16 protein-coding genes are annotated in these 19,602 nt (G+C 64.5%); 12 read left to right on the forward strand and 4 right to left on the reverse strand.

What is annotated here, in order from left to right; all coding sequences use genetic code 11:
• Both gacA and AC07R1_RS07600 read right to left on the reverse strand, forming a co-directional pair.
• Positions 1 to 642 (reverse strand): response regulator transcription factor GacA, encoded by a 642-nt coding sequence (gene gacA, locus AC07R1_RS07595; protein ID WP_011061841.1) that lies wholly within the window; start codon positions 640 to 642, stop codon positions 1 to 3.
• Positions 643 to 789: 147 nt separating this feature from the next.
• Positions 790 to 1,152, reverse strand: a complete 363-nt coding sequence (locus tag AC07R1_RS07600; RefSeq protein ID WP_011061842.1) for a helix-turn-helix domain-containing protein — start codon at positions 1,150 to 1,152, stop codon at positions 790 to 792.
• An 82-nt stretch (positions 1,153 to 1,234) separates the two neighbouring features.
• On the opposite strand from AC07R1_RS07600, the gene AC07R1_RS07605 reads away from it, so the two are divergent.
• The gene (locus AC07R1_RS07605; protein WP_011061843.1) at positions 1,235 to 1,465 is read left to right on the forward strand and encodes a DNA-binding protein; all 231 of its coding nucleotides are present in this window, start codon (positions 1,235 to 1,237) and stop codon (positions 1,463 to 1,465) included.
• Between the two features lie 22 nt (positions 1,466 to 1,487).
• Here the strand turns inward: AC07R1_RS07605 and AC07R1_RS07610 are convergent, their stop codons facing one another.
• Together AC07R1_RS07610 and AC07R1_RS07615 are read right to left on the reverse strand one after the other, a co-directional pair.
• Complete coding sequence (locus AC07R1_RS07610) at positions 1,488 to 1,949, reverse strand: GNAT family N-acetyltransferase (protein WP_495110366.1); 462 nt, start codon at positions 1,947 to 1,949, stop codon at positions 1,488 to 1,490.
• Entirely contained in the window at positions 1,949 to 2,692 is a 744-nt protein-coding gene (locus AC07R1_RS07615; protein ID WP_495110367.1) for a carbon-nitrogen hydrolase family protein, read from the reverse strand. Before AC07R1_RS07615 ends, AC07R1_RS07610 begins: the two co-directional genes overlap by 1 nt.
• 639 nt (positions 2,693 to 3,331) lie before the next feature.
• Between AC07R1_RS07615 and AC07R1_RS07620 the strand changes: the two genes are divergently transcribed.
• The 11 genes from AC07R1_RS07620 to AC07R1_RS07670 all read left to right on the forward strand — a co-directional run bounded on the left by AC07R1_RS07620 (position 3,332) and on the right by AC07R1_RS07670 (position 19,590).
• Complete coding sequence (locus tag AC07R1_RS07620) at positions 3,332 to 4,423, forward strand: 3-deoxy-7-phosphoheptulonate synthase (RefSeq protein WP_495110368.1); 1,092 nt, start codon at positions 3,332 to 3,334, stop codon at positions 4,421 to 4,423.
• Between the two features lie 214 nt (positions 4,424 to 4,637).
• Positions 4,638 to 4,919 carry a peptidylprolyl isomerase gene (locus AC07R1_RS07625; RefSeq protein ID WP_007924449.1) on the forward strand — a complete coding sequence of 94 codons (282 nt, stop codon included), beginning with the start codon at positions 4,638 to 4,640 and terminating at the stop codon, positions 4,917 to 4,919.
• 152 nt (positions 4,920 to 5,071) lie between these two features.
• The gene (locus AC07R1_RS07630; RefSeq protein WP_401332376.1) at positions 5,072 to 6,934 is read left to right on the forward strand and encodes an extracellular solute-binding protein; all 1,863 of its coding nucleotides are present in this window, start codon (positions 5,072 to 5,074) and stop codon (positions 6,932 to 6,934) included.
• Complete coding sequence (locus AC07R1_RS07635; RefSeq protein WP_161467002.1) at positions 6,934 to 7,998, forward strand: microcin C ABC transporter permease YejB; 1,065 nt, start codon at positions 6,934 to 6,936, stop codon at positions 7,996 to 7,998. The genes AC07R1_RS07630 and AC07R1_RS07635 overlap by 1 nt, the downstream gene beginning before the upstream one ends.
• Positions 7,998 to 9,020 carry an ABC transporter permease gene (locus tag AC07R1_RS07640; protein ID WP_041118786.1) on the forward strand — a complete coding sequence of 341 codons (1,023 nt, stop codon included), beginning with the start codon at positions 7,998 to 8,000 and terminating at the stop codon, positions 9,018 to 9,020. Before AC07R1_RS07635 ends, AC07R1_RS07640 begins: the two co-directional genes overlap by 1 nt.
• Before the next feature lie 14 nt (positions 9,021 to 9,034).
• Positions 9,035 to 10,609: an ABC transporter ATP-binding protein gene (locus AC07R1_RS07645; RefSeq protein ID WP_495110369.1), complete on the forward strand. Its 1,575-nt coding sequence runs from the start codon at positions 9,035 to 9,037 to the stop codon at positions 10,607 to 10,609.
• Between the two features lie 183 nt (positions 10,610 to 10,792).
• Positions 10,793 to 12,211, forward strand: coding sequence for a sigma-54 interaction domain-containing protein (locus AC07R1_RS07650; protein WP_495110370.1), 1,419 nt, complete (start codon positions 10,793 to 10,795; stop codon positions 12,209 to 12,211).
• 284 nt (positions 12,212 to 12,495) lie between these two features.
• Positions 12,496 to 13,887 carry a GntP family permease gene (locus AC07R1_RS07655; RefSeq protein WP_011061852.1) on the forward strand — a complete coding sequence of 464 codons (1,392 nt, stop codon included), beginning with the start codon at positions 12,496 to 12,498 and terminating at the stop codon, positions 13,885 to 13,887.
• Positions 13,888 to 13,894: 7 nt separating this feature from the next.
• Positions 13,895 to 14,668, forward strand: coding sequence for a 3-hydroxybutyrate dehydrogenase (gene hbdH / locus AC07R1_RS07660; protein WP_015636019.1), 774 nt, complete (start codon positions 13,895 to 13,897; stop codon positions 14,666 to 14,668).
• Positions 14,669 to 14,794: 126 nt separating this feature from the next.
• Complete coding sequence (locus AC07R1_RS07665; protein ID WP_495110371.1) at positions 14,795 to 16,750, forward strand: acetoacetate--CoA ligase; 1,956 nt, start codon at positions 14,795 to 14,797, stop codon at positions 16,748 to 16,750.
• 299 nt (positions 16,751 to 17,049) lie between these two features.
• On the forward strand, positions 17,050 to 19,590 hold the full coding sequence (locus tag AC07R1_RS07670; RefSeq protein ID WP_011061855.1) for a PAS domain-containing hybrid sensor histidine kinase/response regulator: 2,541 nt from the start codon (positions 17,050 to 17,052) through the stop codon (positions 19,588 to 19,590).
• The last annotated feature ends 12 nt before the right edge of the window (positions 19,591 to 19,602 follow it).

The following is a 19,602-nucleotide window of genomic DNA, read 5'->3' on the forward strand; positions in this document are numbered from 1 at the left end:
TCAGAGGCTGGCATCAACCATGCCGTGACGAACCGCCAATAGCGTCAACTCGACATCGCTGCTGATCGAGAGCTTCTCGAAAATGCGATAGCGGTAGGTATTCACGGTTTTCGGCGACAGGCACAGCTTGTCGGAGATGATCTGCACCTTCTGGCAGCCGACAATCATCAGCGCAATCTGGATCTCCCGTTCCGACAGGGCGTCGAACGGTGAATCACTGGAAGGCTGGAATGACTTGAACACCAATTGCTGAGCGATCTGCGGGCTGATATAGCGCTGGCCGGCAAATACCAGGCGGATGGCCTGGACCATTTCGTTCAGACCGGCGCCCTTGGTCAGATAGCCCGCCGCACCCGCTTGCAGCAAGCGGGTAGGAAAGGGATCTTCCTCGCAGACGGTGACCGCCACGACCTTGATGTCCGGATGACTGCGCAGCAGTTTGCGCGTGGCTTCGAGGCCGCCGATGCCTGGCATCTTGACGTCCATCAGGACCACATCGGGCTTCAGCTCCCGCGCCTTGAGCAGGGATTCTTCCCCTGACTCCGCCTGCCCGACTACTTGCAGGCCATCGATGTCAGCCAACATTCGTGTAATGCCCGTACGAACGAGATCATGGTCATCGACTACTAGCACCCTTATCAAGCAGACACCTCGCGATATGGTCTTTACAGGTTGCCCGACACCTTAGCAAAAAAGCGGCGTACAAACCTAATCACAAGCGCTATATAAAAAACATCCGGGCGCAATAACGGTCCTACCCCCGTGCGCATCGAAAGAGGCCAGCGCCCCTCACTCTCGTACCTGGGCCTTGCGCCTCTCGCCCTGGCTTGCCGAAAGCTCGGCCAGGGTACTGGTCAGGCGGCAGATAGCATCCTGATCCTCCTTGAACAGCGCCCGATAGCAATCCAGGACCTTTTCCTCGGTCTGACTCAGCCCGCCGCTCTGGATCGGGATCCGGCTGCCGGTCAGCACATACAGCACATCCACCCCTTTTGCCGCCACTCGGGACAGATAATCCGCCTTGGGTGCACGATCACCACTTTCATATTTACCCTGGGCGTTGGCTTCAACCCCGCCTATTTCACCAAAAACTTTCTGCGACAGTCCCAGGCGTTCTCGCTCCTGCCTCAACCGCGAACCGATTCCACTCATTTGGATGTATGATCCCATCTGATACACCCCAAGGGGGTGTCATACTCTTCAAGCATTGAACAAATTTGAACGGTTTTGAACTATGCCCGGTATCCGCACTGCCGCACAAGCCAAGGCCTGGCTGGAACATCAAGGTAAATCGGTTCAACAATTTGCTCGTGAACACGGGGTTGACCCGGCCACTACCTATCAGGTGCTGGCAGGCCGCAAGAAAGGCAAACGAGGGGAAGCGCACAAGGTCGCGGTGCTACTGGGAATGAAGGACGGCATCATCCTCGAGGATGCGCCCGCGATAGATCCCAACGCACAGTAAAGCCTGCGGAAGGGCGTTGCGCTCAGGCGTCGCCAAGCCTTCCGGCAAGCGAATCAGACAAGCGCTCCATGCGCCAGAAGCAATCATCCTCTCCCACCACCCGCAACCCCATCCGCTCATACAGCCGCTGTGCGGGATTGCCCTTGAACACAGTCAGGCGCAACAACCCTCGGAGCTCCTGGCGAGCCAGCTCCAGCACCTGCTCCAGCGTCCAGGCACCGGCGCCCTGCCCCCGGAAAGCCTCCAGCACATGCAATTCGCGGACATACAGCGCCTGCGCATCCCGGCTCAGGCTGACAAACCCCAGCACCCGGGCACCCTGGCAGATCAGCAGGTTCCTGCGGCCGGCCCAGGCCACATCGAAGGCTTCGTCCTGCCACAGCAAGTCGTTGCGAATGTAATAGCCGAGCATGGTGGAACGGGTCAGGTCGCGGGCGAACGCCAGGTCCGAATCAACCGCCGGGCGTAATGAAAAGCCGTCCATCAATGGCTCACCTCCAGCACTTGCGCCTGCCATTGCCCAGTACCACCCCGGACAATCAACAAAGCCTCGCCCACACCCTCGACGGCGCCCAGCAACCGGCCCCGGGCATCCCAGGCCGCGCTGCGTCCGGCGCAGGCCCAACCACCGCTGGGGCCGCCGTGGTTGGCCATCAGCACCAGCATCCCGTGTTCCTGGGCGTATCCCTGGAGCTGCGCGCTATCGGCAGCGTAGCCACCTTCGCTGATCAAGACCCCGGCAGCATAGATCCCGGCGCCGGCATCGGCCGCCGCCTGCACATGGCTGGCGTGGCAGAAGTCCGCGCAGACCGCCAAAGCCACGGTTTCGCCACCGATAGGCAAAGGTGCGCCGCCCCGGCCTGCGACAAAAGCGCGCTCTTCTCCTGCATGCAGGTGCTGCTTGGTGTAGACCGCCAGCGAACCGTCGCCGCCCAGCACCAGAGCGCCAATCAGCACCGGCCCGTCAACAGACAGGCGGATCGGCATCCCCACCACCGCCGTCAGTTCCAGCGCCCGGGCCAGATCCCGCAGTGGCTGCAACTGCGGTGCATCCGGCATTAGCGCCAGTTGCGGTTCGTAGCCAGTCAGCGACAGCTCGGGAAACACCAGCAACTGCACGCCCTGCGCCGCTGCCAGTTGCATCAACTGCTGATGCCGGGCCAGGTTGGCCGGTAGATCGCCCGCGATGGACACCGTTTGGGCAGCAGCGAGGGTCAGCACGGACATGAACATTCCTTGGAGGGCGAACAGGCGGGAGCAGCGAGTGTGGCATAAATCCCCTGCAGGCTTAATCCATAGCCGCCGCGTGCTGCGCCGATAGAAATTACTGATTGAATCCCGGCACCAGCCTCTAGTAAGCTCGCCCCCACTTTACGGAGAAACCCATGTTGTCCAAGACCCCTTCCCTGCACCGCCACACTGCCAGCGCACTGCGCTCGGTCGCGGCTGCCTGGGTCAACGGCACTCGGGCTCCGGCCAGCTTTTATTTTGGGTATTGGTTTAGCCACTGGCGCGCCTGATACCCAACCGGCGCCCACTTCAACGGGTCGCCTACCAGAGAAATCTCAACCCCCGGTCGGCCTCCCGACCGGGGGTTTTGTTTTTTCCGGCACTGCATTTTCAACCACGACTTTCAGCGACACACCGAACTTACTGAGGATTGCTCCATGAACTACTCCACCTATTACCGCTACGACATGTTTTGCGCCTGGCGATTTAGCAGCCTCCGCTCGGGACAGCCTGCCGCCTCCGATCGGTCACCTACCGGTGGCAATTGCACACTTATGGCCAGTACGGCCAATTGTCGAACACCCCAGTAGGGCCGCGCGCGGGACATAACCCGCCGCCCGCCCAGGAAGACCGCACATGAACTCGTCCGTATCCGCCCTGCCCCTGTCCGCCCACGTCAGCGCCAATGAAACCCTGAACCAGCGCCTGCCCAGCTCCCTGGAACTCAAGCAGCAACTGCCGCTGTCCCTGGCCTTGAACCAACAAGTCGCCGCTCACCGCCAGGCGGTGCGCGCCATCCTCGAAGGTCGCGACCCACGCCTGCTGGTAGTCGTCGGCCCCTGCTCCATCCACGACCCGCAATCGGCCCTGGAATACGCCGCCAACCTGGCCCGCCTGGCCGATGAAGTGCGCGACCAGATGCTGCTGGTGATGCGCGCCTACGTGGAAAAGCCCCGTACCACCGTCGGCTGGAAAGGCCTGGCCTACGACCCCCGCCTGGATGGCAGCGACGACATGGCCGGCGGCCTGCACCTGTCCCGTGAACTGATGCGCGAGATGCTGCGCCTGGGCCTGCCGGTTGCCACCGAACTGTTGCAGCCCATGGCCGCCGGCTACTTCGATGACCTGCTGAGCTGGGTCGCCATTGGTGCGCGCACCACCGAATCGCAGATCCACCGCGAGATGGCCAGCGGCCTGGACATGCCCGTGGGTTTCAAGAACGGCACCGACGGCGGCGTCGCTATCGCCTGTGACGCCATGCGCTCGGCGGCCCACCCGCACCGCCACTTCGGCGTCGACAGCCAGGGCCACCCGGCGGTCATCCAGACCCCAGGCAACCCCGACACCCATCTGGTGCTGCGCGGTGGCCATCGCGGGCCCAACTACGACCGCCAGAGCGTGGCCCAGGTCCAGCAGGACCTGCAGAAGCTGAAGATCCCGGCGCGGATCATGGTCGATTGCAGCCACGCCAACAGCGGCAAGGACCCGCTGCGTCAGCCGGCGGTGTTCAACGAGGTACTGGAGCAGCGCTTGCAGGGCGATACCTCGCTGATGGGGGTGATGCTGGAAAGCCACCTGTTCGAAGGCTGCCAGCCCCTGAGCGCGAACCTGCGCTACGGCGTTTCGGTGACCGACGGCTGCCTGGGCTGGAACGCCACCGAACAATTGCTGCGCAATGGCGCGCAACAACTGCGACACGCAGACAAGGCCGCAGCCGTCCCCGCCTGAGCAGCACCGCCCCCGCAGGAGCTGGCTCACCAGCGAAGGCGTCCTCAAGAGCAGCGTCTCCTCCAAGGACCTCTTCGCCGGCAAGCCGGCCCCTACAGGACCCTCACCACTCATCCCCCGCAGGCGCCAGGCGGCAATGCCTTGAAGGAACTTTGAGAAGAAATAGCCACCTGAATCCGGTAGGCTCTCAACTTTCTTGAAAGGAGCAACATCCATGGCCAAAGCCACTGCCCGTCACATCCTGGTTGCCAGCGAAGCCAAGTGCAACGAACTCAAAGCCGAAATCGAAGCCGGCGCCGACTTTGCCGAAGTCGCGAAAAAGAACTCCACCTGCCCTTCCAGCCGTGACGGCGGCAACCTGGGCTCCTTCGGCCCAGGCCAGATGGTCAAGGAATTCGACACCGTGGTGTTCAGCGCTCCGGTAAACGTGGTGCAAGGCCCGGTGAAAACCCAGTTCGGCTACCACCTGCTGGAAGTCACCAGCCGCCAGGACTGATCCCCAAGCGCCTGCGTCTGCTCAACGGCCCGCCTTTTGGTGGGCCGTTGCGCATGGGCGCCAGGCTCTGCCCAAAGCGGATGCGGCTGGCCAGTCACGCGCCGCTAGCGTACAAATCGTGGTCATCGATCACCCGGCTCCTAAGGCTGACAATGCGACTGCTTTCCTTCACCATGCTTTTCACCGCCCTGCTGTTGGGCGCCGCGGGTGCCCAAGCCGCACCGCAACACGCCATGACCGTCTATGGCGAACCGGCCAAGTACCCCCAGGGTTTCAGCCACTTCGACTACGTCAACCCCCAGGCCCCCAAAGGCGGGACGTTGCGCCGCTCGGCCATCGAAATCGGCCGTTTCGACCACGTACTGCCCTATATCGACAAGGGCATCGGTGTCTCCCAGCTCGACGGCCTGGTCTATTCGCCCCTGGCCCAGCGCTCCCTGGACGAGCCCTACACCGTCTACGGCCTGGTGGCCGAAAAGATGGAGCGTGCCGAAGACGGCCTGTGGCTGCGCTTCTACCTCAACCCCAAGGCGCGCTTTGCCGACAACACGCCGATCACCGCCGAAGACGTGCGCTACAGCTACGACCTGCTGATGACCCAGGGCAGCATGCGCTACCGCACCCAGTTCGACGACGTCAAAGGCGTCACCGTGGAATCACCACGAGTGGTGCGCTTCGACTTCAAGAACAATGAAAACCGCACCCTGCCCCTGGATATCGCGACCCTGCCGGTGTTCCCCGAACACTGGTGGAAGAGTCGCGACTTCGCCAATGGCGGCGGCTATGAAGCGCCCCTGGGCAGCGGCCCCTACCGCGTGGCCAAGGTCGACTCGGGCAACAGCATCACCTTCGCCCGCAACCCCGACTGGTGGGGCAAGGACCTGCCGGTCAGCCGCGGCCTGTACAACTTCGATCATTTCAGCGTCGAGTATTTCGGCGATATCGACGTCGCCCGCCAGGTGCTGCGCGGCGGCGCCTACGACTACAACCGCGAGTTTTCCGCCACCGGCTATTCCATCGGCTACGACAGCCCGGCGCTGAACGACGGCCGCCTGCAAAAGGCCCACCTGGCGCAATCGGCGCCGCAACCGGCCCAGGGCTATGTGTTCAACCTCGATCGGCCGGTGTTCCAGGACCGCCGGGTGCGCCAGGCCCTGGCCATGCTCTGGGATTTCGAATGGAGCAACCGGCAGATGATGCGCAACCTCTACATCCGCCAGCAGAGTTTCTTCTCCAACACCGCCCTGGCGGCCCGCAGCCTGCCGGATGCCGAGGAACTGAAGATCCTCGAACCGCTGCGCGGGCAGATCCCCGACGAGGTCTTCACCCAGGTTTTCGAGGCGCCGAAAACCGACGGCAGCGGCGTGATCCGCGACAAGCAACTGCAAGCCCTGGCCCTGCTGGAACAGGCCGGCTGGAAGCCCGAGGGCGACAAGCTGGTGAACGCCCAGGGCGAGCCCCTGAGCTTCACTTTCCTGATCACCCAGGGCTCCATCGAACGCCTGCTGCTGCCCTACAAGCGCAACCTGGCGCAGATCGGCATCAGCCTGAACATTCGCCGCATCGACTCCGCCCAGTACGTCAACCGCCTGATGGCCCGGGACTACGACATGATCGTCACCGGCTACCCGGTGACCACCTCGCCGGGCATGGAGCTGTACAACTACTTCGGCTCCGCCGCGGCCAACGACCCCGGCTCCAACAACTACATGGTGCTCAAGAACCCGGCCGTGGACAGCCTGGTCAATGGCCTGGTGAAGGCCACCAGCCAGCCGGAGATGCTGCGCTACGCCCATGCCCTGGACCGGGTGCTGCAGTGGAACTACTACTGGATTGCCAACTACTACCCGCCCGGCACCTCCACGGTGTGGTGGAACCGCTTCGGCATCCCCAAGGTGCCGGCGAGCAACGATGAAGCCATCGAAAGCTGGTGGGAAGTCAGCAGCAGCGCGCTGACCGACGAACAAATGGCCGCCGAGCTGATCCGCCGTGGCAAACCCGGAGGGCGCCACTGATGCTGGCCTACATTCTGCGGCGCCTGCTGCTGATCATCCCGACCCTATTGATCATCCTCCTGGTGAACTTCGTCATCGTCCAGGCCGCCCCCGGCGGCCCGGTGGAACAGGCCATCGCCCGCCTGCAGGGCATCGGTGGCGGCGCCGCTGTCGGCGGTTCCGCCGATGCCATGAGCAGCAGCGGCTCCCGGGCCAGCCGCGGCCTGGACCCCAAGCTGATCCAGGACATCGAGAAACAGTACGGCTTCGACAAGCCGGCCCATGAACGCCTGTGGCTGATGCTCAAGAACTACGCCCAGCTGGACTTCGGCAAGAGCTTCTTTCGCGGCGCCACGGTCACCGACCTGATCCTGGAAAAGATGCCGGTGACCATTTCCCTGGGGCTCTGGGCGACCCTGATCACCTACCTGGTGTCGATCCCCCTGGGGATCCGCAAGGCGGTGCACCACGGCAGCCATTTCGACATCTGGAGCAGCACCGCGATCATCATCGGCTACGCCATGCCGGCCTTCCTGTTCGCCATGTTCCTGATCGTGCTGTTCGCCGGCGGCACCTCGCTGAACTGGTTCCCGGTGCGCGGCCTGGTCTCGGACAACTTCGAGCAGTTGAGCACCCTGGGCAAGATCGCCGACTACTTCTGGCACCTGGTACTGCCGGTCAGCTCCCTGGTGATCGGCGGCTTCGCCACCCTGACCATCCTCACCAAGAACTCCTTCCTCAACGAGATCACCCGCCAGTACGTGGTCACCGCCCGGGCCAAGGGCCTGAGCGAGCGCCGGGTGCTGTATGGGCATGTGTTCCGCAACGCCATGCTGCTGGTGGTCTCGGGCATTCCCCAGGCCTTTATCAGCGTGTTCTTCGCCGGCTCCCTGCTGATCGAGGTGATCTTCTCCCTCGACGGCCTGGGGCGCATGAGCTATGAGGCCGCGGTGTCCAGGGACTACCCGGTGGTGTTCGGCTCGCTGTTCATCTTCACCCTGTTCGGCCTCTTGATAAAACTCATCGGCGACCTGTGCTACACCCTGGTCGACCCGCGCATCGACTTCGCCGCGAGGAACGCCTGATGCTCACGCTTTCTCCTCTGGCGCGCCGGCGCTTCGACCGTTTCAAGAAAAACCGCCGCGGCTGGTGGTCGCTGTGGCTGTTCATCGGCCTGTTCATCCTGACCCTGGGCGGCGAGCTGATCGCCAACGACAAGCCGCTGGTGGTCAGCTACCAGGGCTCGCTGTATTTCCCGGTGCTCAAGCGCTACACCGAACAGGAATTCGGCGGCCAGTTGCCGTTCCAGGCCGACTACCGCAGCGACTACGTGCAGCAACTTATCCGCAAGGACGGTGGCTGGCTGCTGTTCCCGCCGGTGCCCTTCAGCGAAGACACCCCCAACTACGACCTGACCCAGCCGGCCCCCAGCCCGCCGAGCAAGGTCAACTGGCTGGGCACTGACGACCAGGCCCGGGATGTGCTGGCACGGGTGATCTACGGCGCCCGGGTGTCAATCCTGTTCGCCCTGGCCCTGACCGCCATCAGCGCCCTGATCGGCATCGCCGCCGGCGCCCTGCAGGGCTACTACGGCGGCTGGGTCGACCTCCTGGGCCAGCGCTTGCTGGAGGTCTGGTCCGGGTTGCCGGTGCTCTACCTGCTGATCATCCTCTCGGGCTTTGTCGAGCCGAACTTCTGGTGGCTGTTGGGGATCATGGCGCTGTTTTCCTGGCTGGCCCTGGTGGACGTGGTGCGCGCCGAGTTCCTGCGCGGGCGCAACCTGGAGTACGTCAAGGCTGCCCGGGCCCTGGGGTTGAGCGACCGCAAGGTGATCCTGCGGCACATCCTGCCCAACGCCATGAACGCCACCCTGAGCTACCTGCCGTTCATTCTCACCGGGGCCATCTCGACCCTCACCGCCCTGGACTTCCTCGGCTTCGGCATGCCCGCCGGCAGCGCCTCCCTGGGCGAGTTGATCGGCCAGGGCAAGCAGAACCTGCAGGCGCCGTGGCTCGGGCTGACGGCGTTTTTCACCCTGGCGCTGATCCTCTCGCTGCTGGTGTTCATCGGCGAGGCGTTGCGCGATGCCTTTGATCCTCGATCTTGAAGCGGACTGTAGAAATGACTGAAAACCTGATCGAAATCCGCCAGCTCAATGTCGCCTTCGGCGCGCAGACCGTGGTCCGCGACCTGAGCCTGGATATCCGCCCCGGCGAATGCCTGGCCCTGGTGGGGGAATCCGGCTCGGGCAAGTCGGTGACCGCCCATTCGATCCTGCAATTGCTGCCGCAGACCGGCTGCAGCGCCACCGGCAGCGTGCGCTATCGCGGCCAGGAATTGATCGGTGCCAGCCCGGCGACCCTGCAACAGCTGCGGGGCAACCGCATCGCCATGATCTTCCAGGAGCCCATGACCTCCCTCAACCCGCTGCACAGCGTAGAAAAACAGATCGGCGAAACCCTGCTGCTGCACCGCGGCCTGGGGGGCAAGGAGGCCCAGGCGCGGATCCTCGAACTGCTGGAGCTGGTGGGCATCCAGAAGCCCCGGGAACGGCTCAAGGCCTACCCGCACCAGCTCTCCGGCGGCCAGCGCCAGCGGGTGATGATCGCCATGGCCCTGGCCTGCGAACCGGAACTGCTGATTGCCGACGAACCCACCACCGCCCTGGACGTGACCGTGCAGCGCAAGATCCTGCTGCTGCTCAAATCCCTGCAACAGCGCCTGGGCATGTCCCTGCTGCTGATCAGCCACGACCTCAACCTGGTGCGGCGCATCGCCCAGCGGGTGTGCGTGATGAAAGCCGGGGAAATCGTCGAGCAGGCCGACTGCGACACCCTGTTCAACGCGCCAAGGCATCCCTACAGCTGCGAACTGTTGCACGCCGAACCCGAAGGCGAGCCGCTGTGCCGCGACAGCCGGGAAACCGTGCTGGAGGTGGACCACCTGCGCGTCGAATTCCAGATCGGCGGCGGCCTGTTCCGGCGCAAGGAGTACCTGCGGGCAGTGGACGGCATCAGCCTCAGCGTGCAGCAAGGCAAGACCCTGGGGATCGTCGGCGAATCCGGCTCGGGCAAATCCACCCTCGGCCAGGCAATCCTGCGGCTGCTGGATTCCCAGGGCGGCATCCGCTTCCAGGGCCAGGCCCTGGACGGCCTCAACCAGAAGCAACTGCGCCCCTGGCGCAAGCAGATGCAGGTGGTATTCCAGGACCCCTTCGGCAGCCTCAGTCCGCGCATGTCGGTGGCGCAGATCATCAGCGAAGGCCTGGAAGTGCACAGCCAGTACGATGCCCGCCAGTGCGACGAACAGGTCATCCGCGCCCTGGAGGAAGTCGGCCTCGACCCCGACAGCCGCCACCGCTATCCCCACGAGTTCTCCGGCGGCCAGCGCCAGCGCATCGCCATCGCCCGGGCCCTGGTGCTGAAGCCGGCGCTGATTTTGCTGGACGAACCCACCTCGGCCCTGGACCGCACCGTGCAGAAGCAAGTGGTGGCCCTGCTGCGTCAGTTGCAGGAAAAGTACGGCCTGACCTACCTGTTCATCAGCCATGACCTGGCTGTGGTGCGAGCCCTGGCCCACGACATGATCGTGATCAAGGACGGCCAGGTGGTTGAGCGCGGCGCCAGCCACGAGGTGTTCGAAAACCCCCAGCACCCCTACACCCAGGAACTGCTGGCTGCCGCCCATCCCGGCTGAGCCAAGGGCCCCTTCGCCGGCAAGCCGACTCCTACACGGGCGAACACATTCACCGCCACCGTAGGAGCTGGCTTGCCAGCGAAGACGCCCGCAAGATCACCGCCCCACCCAAAGGCCTCTTCGCCGGCAAGCCGGCTCCTACAAATCGGGCATAATCCCTGCGCCCATTTCCAGGATGCCGCCATGAACGACAGCGAAAGCCTCAAGGACTACCAGCGTGTGCGCCAACTGGCGATCCGCTCGCTGTTCGAGATCATCGAGCAATCCAGCGAAGGCACGGTGATCGTCGACCGCGACGCCAATATCGTCTGGATGAACGAGCGTTATGCCCGGCGCTTCGGCCTGGAATCGGCAGCCTTCGCCATCGGCAAGCCCTGTGAAAGCGTGATCCCCGGCAGCCTGCTGCGGGAGGTGGTGCGCACCGGCCGCCCCATCCTGCTGGACATGCAGGACACCCCCAAGGAACCCCTGGTGGTGATGCGCCTGCCGATCCACGACGACGCCGGCACGGTGATCGGCGCCATCGGTTTTGCCCTGTTCGACGAACTGCGCAGCCTGTCGCCGATGCTCAAGCGCTACCTGAGCATGCAGGAAGAACTGGCCTCTACCCGCTCCCTGCTGCGGGCCCGGCAGACCAAGTACAACTTCGCTCACTTCATCGGCACCAGTGCCGCCAGCCTGGAGGTCAAGCGCCGCGCCCGGCGCGGGGCCAGCGCCGAGTCGCCGATCCTGCTGCAAGGCGAAACCGGCACCGGCAAGGAGCTGCTGGCCCAGGCCATCCACGCCGCCTCGCCACGAGCGCACAAGCCCTTTGTCAGCATCAACAGCGCGGCCATTCCCGAGGCCCTGCTGGAGGCGGAATTCTTTGGTACCGCCCCCGGTGCCTTTACCGGCGCCGACCGCAAGGGCCGCCCGGGCAAGTTGCAGATCGCCCAGGGCGGCAGCCTGTTCCTCGATGAAATCGGCGACATGCCGCTGCCCCTGCAGAGCAAGCTGCTGCGGGTGCTGCAGGAAAAAGAGTTCGAGCCGGTGGGCTCCAACGAGGTGATCCACAGCGATGTGCGAATCATCGCCGCCACCTCCACAGACCTTGAGGCGGCGATCAAGCGCGGCGAGTTTCGCGCCGACCTGTACTACCGGCTGAATGTGCTGCCGATCCAGGTGCCAGCCTTGCGCGAACGCCTGGACGACCTGCCAGCCCTGAGCGAAGGGATTCTCGAAGAACTGCGCAGCCAGCATGAACTGGACCGCGATGCCCTGGCCCTGCTGGCGCAACATGCCTGGCCGGGGAACATCCGCGAGTTGCGCAACGTGCTGGAACGAGCGGCGCTGCTCAGCGACGACCTGATACTCAACGCCTCGGATATTCGCGCGGCGATTGGCAGCTTCAGCCCGGTGCAGCGTAACGAAGCCCTGGTGCCAGGCGATTCGCCAAACCAGGAAACCTTCGCCGCGGCCCGAGAGCGTTTCGACCGGCAACTGATCGGCGCCACCCTGACCCAATGTGCCGGCAAGGTGGACGAAGCGGCCCGGCGCCTGGGGCTGGGGCGCTCCACGCTGTACAAGAAGATGGCAGCCCTGGGGATTGTCGAGTCTCAATAAAGAGACACAAATCTCAGTTTGAAGAACCTACCGCGCACTGCGCGCTTTTCGCTGGCAAGCCAGCTTCTACAAAGGCTTGCACACTTTCTGTAGGAGCTGGCTTGCCAGCGAAGAAGCCGACAAACCAAAAAAATTCTCCAAACAGAGACAATCAACGCCAGCCCGCTCCCAGAAAAGTAAAAATATTCATATATTTCAATAAGTTATGTTTATGGCACAGTTCTCGCTATAACGCTCTCCACACGCAACACCCGACAACAATAACAATCCTGGAGAGACACACCATGAGTGTGATCATTGCCTTGGCAGCCCTGGCGCTGCTGATGCTCGCTGCCTACCGTGGCTACAGCGTCATCCTCTTTGCCCCCATCGCCGCCCTCGGCGCGGTGCTGCTCACCGACCCGTCCGCCGTGGCGCCCGCCTTCACCGGCGTGTTCATGGAGAAGATGGTCGGCTTCATCAAGTTGTATTTCCCGGTGTTCCTGCTGGGCGCGGTGTTCGGCAAGCTGATCGAGCTGTCGGGCTTTTCCCGCTCCATCGTCGCGGCCGCCATCCGCCTGCTGGGCACCCGCCAGGCCATGCTGGTGATCGTACTGGTCTGCGCGCTGCTGACCTACGGCGGGGTCTCGCTGTTCGTGGTGGTGTTCGCGGTCTACCCCTTTGCCGCCGAGATGTTCCGCCAGAGCAACATCCCCAAGCGCCTGATCCCGGCGACCATCGCCCTGGGGGCGTTTTCCTTCACCATGGACGCCCTGCCCGGCACCCCGCAGATCCAGAACATCATCCCCAGCACCTTCTTCAATACCACCGCCTGGGCCGCGCCCTGGCTGGGGGTGATCGGCACCATCTTTGTGTTCTGCGCGGGCATGCTGTTCCTCCAGCGCCAGCGCAACAAGGCGCAAAAGGCCGGTGAAGGCTACGGCACCGAGCTGCGCAACGAGCCGGAAACCGCCGAAGACCTGGAACTGCCCAACCCCTGGCTGGCGCTGTCGCCGTTGCTGCTGGTGGGCATCATGAACCTGCTGTTCACCCACTGGATTCCCCAGTGGTACGGCAAGACCCACAGCCTCAGCCTGCCGGGCATGGCGGCGCCGGTAACCAGCGAAATCGCCAAGCTGACCGCCATCTGGGCGGTGCAGGCGGCGTTGCTGGTAGGCATCCTGATGGTGCTGGTGTTCGGTTTCTCGGCGATTCGCAGCAAGCTCGCCGAGGGCAGCAAGAGCGCGGTCAGCGGCGCCCTGCTGGCGGCCATGAACACCGCCTCGGAATACGGCTTCGGTGCGGTGATCGCTTCCCTGCCAGGCTTCCTGGTGCTGGCCGACTGGCTCAAAAGCATCCCCAACCCGCTGGTCAACGAAGCCATTACCGTGACCCTGCTGGCGGGCATCACAGGTTCGGCCTCGGGCGGCATGAGCATCGCCCTGGCGGCCATGTCCGAAAGTTTCATCAGCGCCGCCCACGCTGCCAACATTCCCCTGGAAGTGCTGCACCGGGTGGCCGCCATGGCCAGCGGCGGCATGGACACCCTGCCCCACAACGGCGCGGTGATCACCCTGCTGGCGGTCACCGGGCTGACCCATCGCGAGGCCTACAAGGACATTTTCTGCATTACCCTGATCAAGACCCTGGCGGTCTTCGTCGTCATCGCCACTTTCTACGCCACCGGCATTGTGTGAGGTATTCATGACCACTCTTTCTGGCAAGACCGCACTGGTCACCGGCTCCACCAGCGGCATCGGCCTGGGCATCGCCCTGGTGCTGGCCAAGGCCGGGGCCAAGCTGATTCTCAACGGCTTTGGCGATGCCTCGAAGGCGATCGCCGAGGTCGCACAATTCGGCGGCCAGGTCGGCCATCACCCGGCGGACGTCAGCGACCCTGCGCAGATCGCCGAGATGTTCGCCTACGCCGAACGGGAGTTCGGCGGCGTCGACATCCTGGTCAACAACGCCGGCATCCAGCATGTGGCGGCGGTGGAGGAGTTCCCCGTGGAGCGCTGGGATTCGATCATCGCCATCAACCTGTCGTCGGTGTTCCACAGCACCCGCCTGGGGCTGCCGGGGATGCGCGCCAAGGGCTGGGGGCGGATCGTCAACATCGCCTCGGTGCACGGCCAGGTGGGCTCGGTGGGCAAGGCCGCCTATGTGGCGGCCAAGCACGGGGTGATCGGCCTGACCAAGGTGGTAGGCCTGGAAACCGCCACCAGCAACGTCACCTGCAACGCCATCTGCCCGGGCTGGGTGCTGACCCCGCTGGTGCAGAAGCAGATCGATGATCGCGTCGCGGCCGGCACCGACCCGCAACAGGCCCAGCATGATCTGCTGGCGGAAAAGCAACCGTCCCTGGCGTTCGTCACCCCGTCGCAACTGGGGGAACTGGTGCTATTTTTGTGCAGCGAAGCCGGCGCCCAGGTGCGTGGTGCGGCGTGGAACATCGATGGCGGGTGGCTGGCGCAATGACGCGCGTCTCTGGCTGACGTCTTCGCCGGCAAGCCGGCTCCTACACGGCTGTGCTGGCCCGCGTAGGAGCTGGCTTGCCAGCGAACAGCCCCCCAAAAAAACAACAATAAGAACACGAGGCCTTGCATGTCCGACCTACTCTGGCAACCCAGCGCCGAGCGCATCGGCAAGACGCGGATGGATGCCTTTCGCCGCTTCGTCAATCAGCGCCACGGCCTGAATCTTCACGACTACCCCGCCCTGCACCAGTGGAGCATCGACCAGCGAGAAAGCTTCTGGCAGGCGATCGTCGACTTCTTCGAGGTCAGCTTCCACCAGCCTGCTGAATGCGTGCTGCGCGAAGGGCCGCAGATGCCCAGCGCGCAGTGGTTTCCCGGCGCCACCCTGAACTTCGCCGAGCACCTGCTCAAGCGTCGGGATGACAGCGTCGCGGTGGTGGCGATCAACGAAAACGGCCAGCGCGAACAATTGACCCACGCCGAACTGGCGGCCCAGGTGGCCGGCCTGCAACGCAGCCTGCGGGACGCTGGAGTCGGCCTCGGTGACCGGGTTGCCGCTTGCATGCCCAACACCTGGCAGACCCTGGTGGGCATGCTCGCCAGCACCAGCCTCGGGGCCGTGTGGTCCAGCTGCTCGCCGGATTTCGGCACCCAGGGGGTGGTCGACCGCTTCGGCCAGATCGAGCCCAAGGTGCTGATCACCTGCGCCGGCTACCGCTACGCCGGCAAGGACATCGACCAGACGGCCAAGGTCAACCAGATCCTCGAGCGCCTGCCGTCCCTGGAGCAGTTGCTGATCGTGCCCTACGCCCGCTCGCAGGCCCGGGCCGAGGACTACCGCACCCCCGCCAGCGTCAGCCTGTGGGACGACTTCTACCGCCCCGGCGGCGAGCCCGAATTCACCCCGGTGCCCTTCGCCCATCCGCTGTACATCCTCTATTCCAGCGGCACCACCGGGGTGCCCAAGTGCATCGTCCACGGCACCGGCGGGGTGCTGCTGCAACACCTCAAGGAGCACGGCCTGCACGCCGACCTGGGCCCCGGCGAGCGCCTGTTCTACTACACCACCTGCGGCTGGATGATGTGGAACTGGCTGGTCTCGGCCCTGGCCACCGGGGCCAGCCTGGTGCTCTACGATGGCTCGCCGTTCCATCCCGGCAACGAGCACCTGATGGACCTGATCGACCGCGAAGCCATCAGCGTCTTCGGCACCAGCCCCAAGTACCTGGCGGCTCTGGAAAAGGCCGGCAGCCGGCCGCGCCAGAGCCACCGCCTGGAGAGCCTGAAGACCCTGCTCTGCACCGGCTCGCCGCTGTCGCCGCAGAGCTACGACTACGTGTACCGCGAGATCAAGAGCGAGCTGTGCCTGGCCTCGATGTCCGGCGGCACCGATATCGTCGCCTGCTTCGTCGCCGGCAATCCGATACAACCGGTGCGCCGCGGCGAGATGCAAGGCAAGGGCCTGGGCATGGCCATCGAAGTGTGGAACGACCAGTGCCAGCCGGTGATCGGCGAGAAAGGCGAGCTGGTGTGCACCCGGCACTTCCCCAGCATTCCCGTGGGCCTGTGGCACGACCCGGACCAGAGCAAGCTCAAGGCCTCGTACTTCAGCCTGTTTCCCGGCGTCTGGGCCCAGGGCGACTACGCCGAACAACTGGCCGAGGGTGGCTGGCTGATCCATGGGCGTTCGGACGCCGTGCTCAACCCCGGCGGGGTGCGTATCGGCACCGCGGAAATCTACCGCCAGGTGGAAAAGCTGGAGCAGGTCCTGGAAAGCCTGGCCATCGGCCAGAGCTGGGAGCAGGACGTGCGGGTGGTGCTGTTCGTGCGCCTGCAAGACGGCGTGGAGCTCGATGAAGCCTTGCAGGAACACATTCGCCAGGTGATTCGCAGCAACACCACGCCGCGCCATGTGCCGGCGAAGATCCTCGCGGTCACGGACATTCCCCGCACCATCAGCGGCAAGATCGTCGAACTGGCGGTACGCAACGTGGTGCACGGCCTGCCGGTGAAGAACACCGACGCCCTGGCCAACCCCGAGGCCCTGGAGCAGTTTCGCGACCGCGAGGAACTGCGCAGCTGACCCCGCTCCTTGCAGGAGCCGGCTTGCCGGCGAAGGCGTCGCCCAGGTCGGCGCGCTAGGCAATGGCCACTTCGCTGGCAAGCCGGCTCCTACGGGCTACCGCATCCCCAACGCATCACTCTGATAACCGTTCAGCCCCTCTAGACTGGTCATCCGCCGCAAAAGCGGGTGAAAATGTGCGCGCCGAAAACGCCTACAATCCATCCGTTTGAATATGCACCGCATGTCCATGCGACTTTTCGAGTGCGCGAGCCTGTGGCGTCGCCGCGTAATACCGCACCACCCAGGACACCTTCGACATGAATGGCCCCCACTCCGGCAGCGAAGCCGCCAACCTGATTGCCCGCCTGGACTGGTCGGCCACTCCCCTCGGAGAATCCGGCCACTGGCCCCAGAGCCTGCGCACCGCCGTGGACATCGTGATCCATTCGCCGATGCCGATGCTGCTGCTGTGGGGCGCCGAGCTGACGCAGATCTACAACGACGGCTTCGCCCTGCTGGCGGGCAACAAGCACCCCAGTGCCTTCGGCCACCCGGCGCACCTGACCTGGCCGGAACTGATGGACTTCACCGACCCGATCTACCGCGCCGTGCTCAACGGCCAGGTGCGCACCTTCAGCGAACAGCGCTTCAGCCTGCAACGCACCAACGGCAGCGAATACGACCTGTGGCTGGACCTGACCTACAGCCCGATCCGCAACGAACGCGGCGACGTCGCCGGAATCCTGGTCACCGCCATCGAGACCAACGAGCGCCGGCGCATCGCCCTGGAACTGCAGCAGCGCTCCGACGACAGCCTGCGCGCCCAGCACGAGACCGAAGAGCGCCTGCAACTGGCCCTGGCCGCCACCGACGCGGTGGGCACCTGGGATTGGGACATCGGCGAAGACCGCTTCATCGCCGACGCGCATTTCGCCCAGTTGCACAGCGTCGATCCGCAGCAGTCCCGGCAACTGCCCATCAGCGAATACCTCAAGGGCGTGCACCCGGAGGACCGCGGCATGGTGGCCCGGGGCATCAAGCATTGCATCACCCACGGCACCGAATACGCCGAGGAGTACCGCCTGCAACTGGCCGACGGCCAGCTGCGCTGGGTGTTCGCCCGAGGCCGCTGCTACAAGGACCACCATGGCCGGCCGACGCGTTTTCTCGGCGCGGCCCTGGACCTCACCGAACGCAAGCAGATGGAACAGGCGCTGCGCCAGAGCCAGACCGAGCTGCAACTGATCATCAATGCCATGCCCGTGCTGATCGGCTATGTCGACCACGAGGAACGCTTTCGCCTGAACAACAGCGCCTACCTGGACTGGTACGGCCTGACCCCGCAAGAGCTGTACGGCAAGAGCATCCGCGAAGTGGTGGGCGACGAGATCTACGCCACTCGCGCCGAGAACATCAAGGCCGCACTGGCCGGCAAGCCGTGCAGCTTCGAGGCCAACTCGCCGCACCGCGACGGCCGGCCGCGCCATGCCCTGATGAAGTACCTGCCGCGTTACGGCGCCGACGGCGCGATCAATGGTTTCTACATCTTTGTCATCGACGAAACCGAGCGCCGGCAGACCGAAGAAGCCCTGCGCAATCTCAACGAAACCCTGGAGGAACGGGTCAACCAGCGGACCGAGGCCCTGGCCACTGCCAACCAGCGCCTGCAGAACGAAATGTTCGAGCGCGAACGCGCCGAAGATGCCCTGCGCCATGCGCAGAAGATGGAAGCCGTGGGCCAGCTCACCGGCGGCATCGCCCACGACTTCAACAACATGCTCACCGGCATCATCGGCAGCCTGGACCTGATGCAGCGCTATATCGACAACGGCCGCGGCGCCGAGATCGGCCGCTTCACCGAAGCGGCCATGTCCTCGGCCAAACGCGCGGCGTCCCTGACCCACCGCCTGCTGGCGTTCTCCCGGCGCCAGTCCCTGGACCGCCAGCCCCTGGACCCCAACCAGCTGGTGCGCTCGCTGCAAGAGCTGTTCAACCACACCAAGGGCGAGCACATCGAGCTGCAGATGCAATTGGCGGACGGTGTGTGGCCGGTGAACACCGACGCCAGCCAGTTGGAAAATGCCCTGCTCAACCTGGTGATCAACGCCCGCGACGCCATGCCCGACGGCGGCAGGCTGCTGATCGAAACCGCCAACAGCTACCTCGACGGCAGCGACATCAGCACCCTGGAACCGGTCAAGGCCGGCGACTACGTGATGCTCGGCGTCAGCGACAACGGCGCCGGCATGAGCCCGCGGATCCTGGCCAAGGCCTTCGACCCGTTCTTCACCACCAAGCCCATCGGCCAGGGCACGGGCCTGGGGCTGTCGATGATCTACGGCTTCGCCCAGCAGTCCGGCGGCCACGTGACCATCAGCAGCGAACCGGACCAGGGCACCTGCGTGCGCCTGTACCTGCCGAGGCTGTTCGCCGCACCACTGGACAGCGCCGAACCCGCCACCCTCAACCAGGCGCCCCAGGCCATCGCCGGGGAAACCGTGGTGGTGGTGGAAGACGACCCGGCAGTGCGCATGCTGGTGCTCAATGTCCTCGCCGAACTGGGCTACCGCGCCTTCGAGGCCGAAGATGCGCGCAGCGCCCTGCCCTTGCTGGAATCGCCGATGCGCGTCGACCTGCTGGTGACCGATGTCGGCCTGCCGGGCATGAATGGCCGGCAACTGGCGGAGATCGCCCGCCAGCAGCGGCCCGGGCTCAAGGTGCTGTTCATGACCGGCTACGCGGAAAAGGCGGCCGAGCGCCAGGGCTTCCTGGAGCCGGGCATGGACCTGATGGCCAAGCCGTTTTCCATTGAGGAAATGGCCCAGAAGATTCGTCAGATGATCGGCCGCGCGTCCTGAATTCAGGCATAA

Source organism: Pseudomonas sp. GW821-FHT07F01 (genome assembly GCF_059418825.1).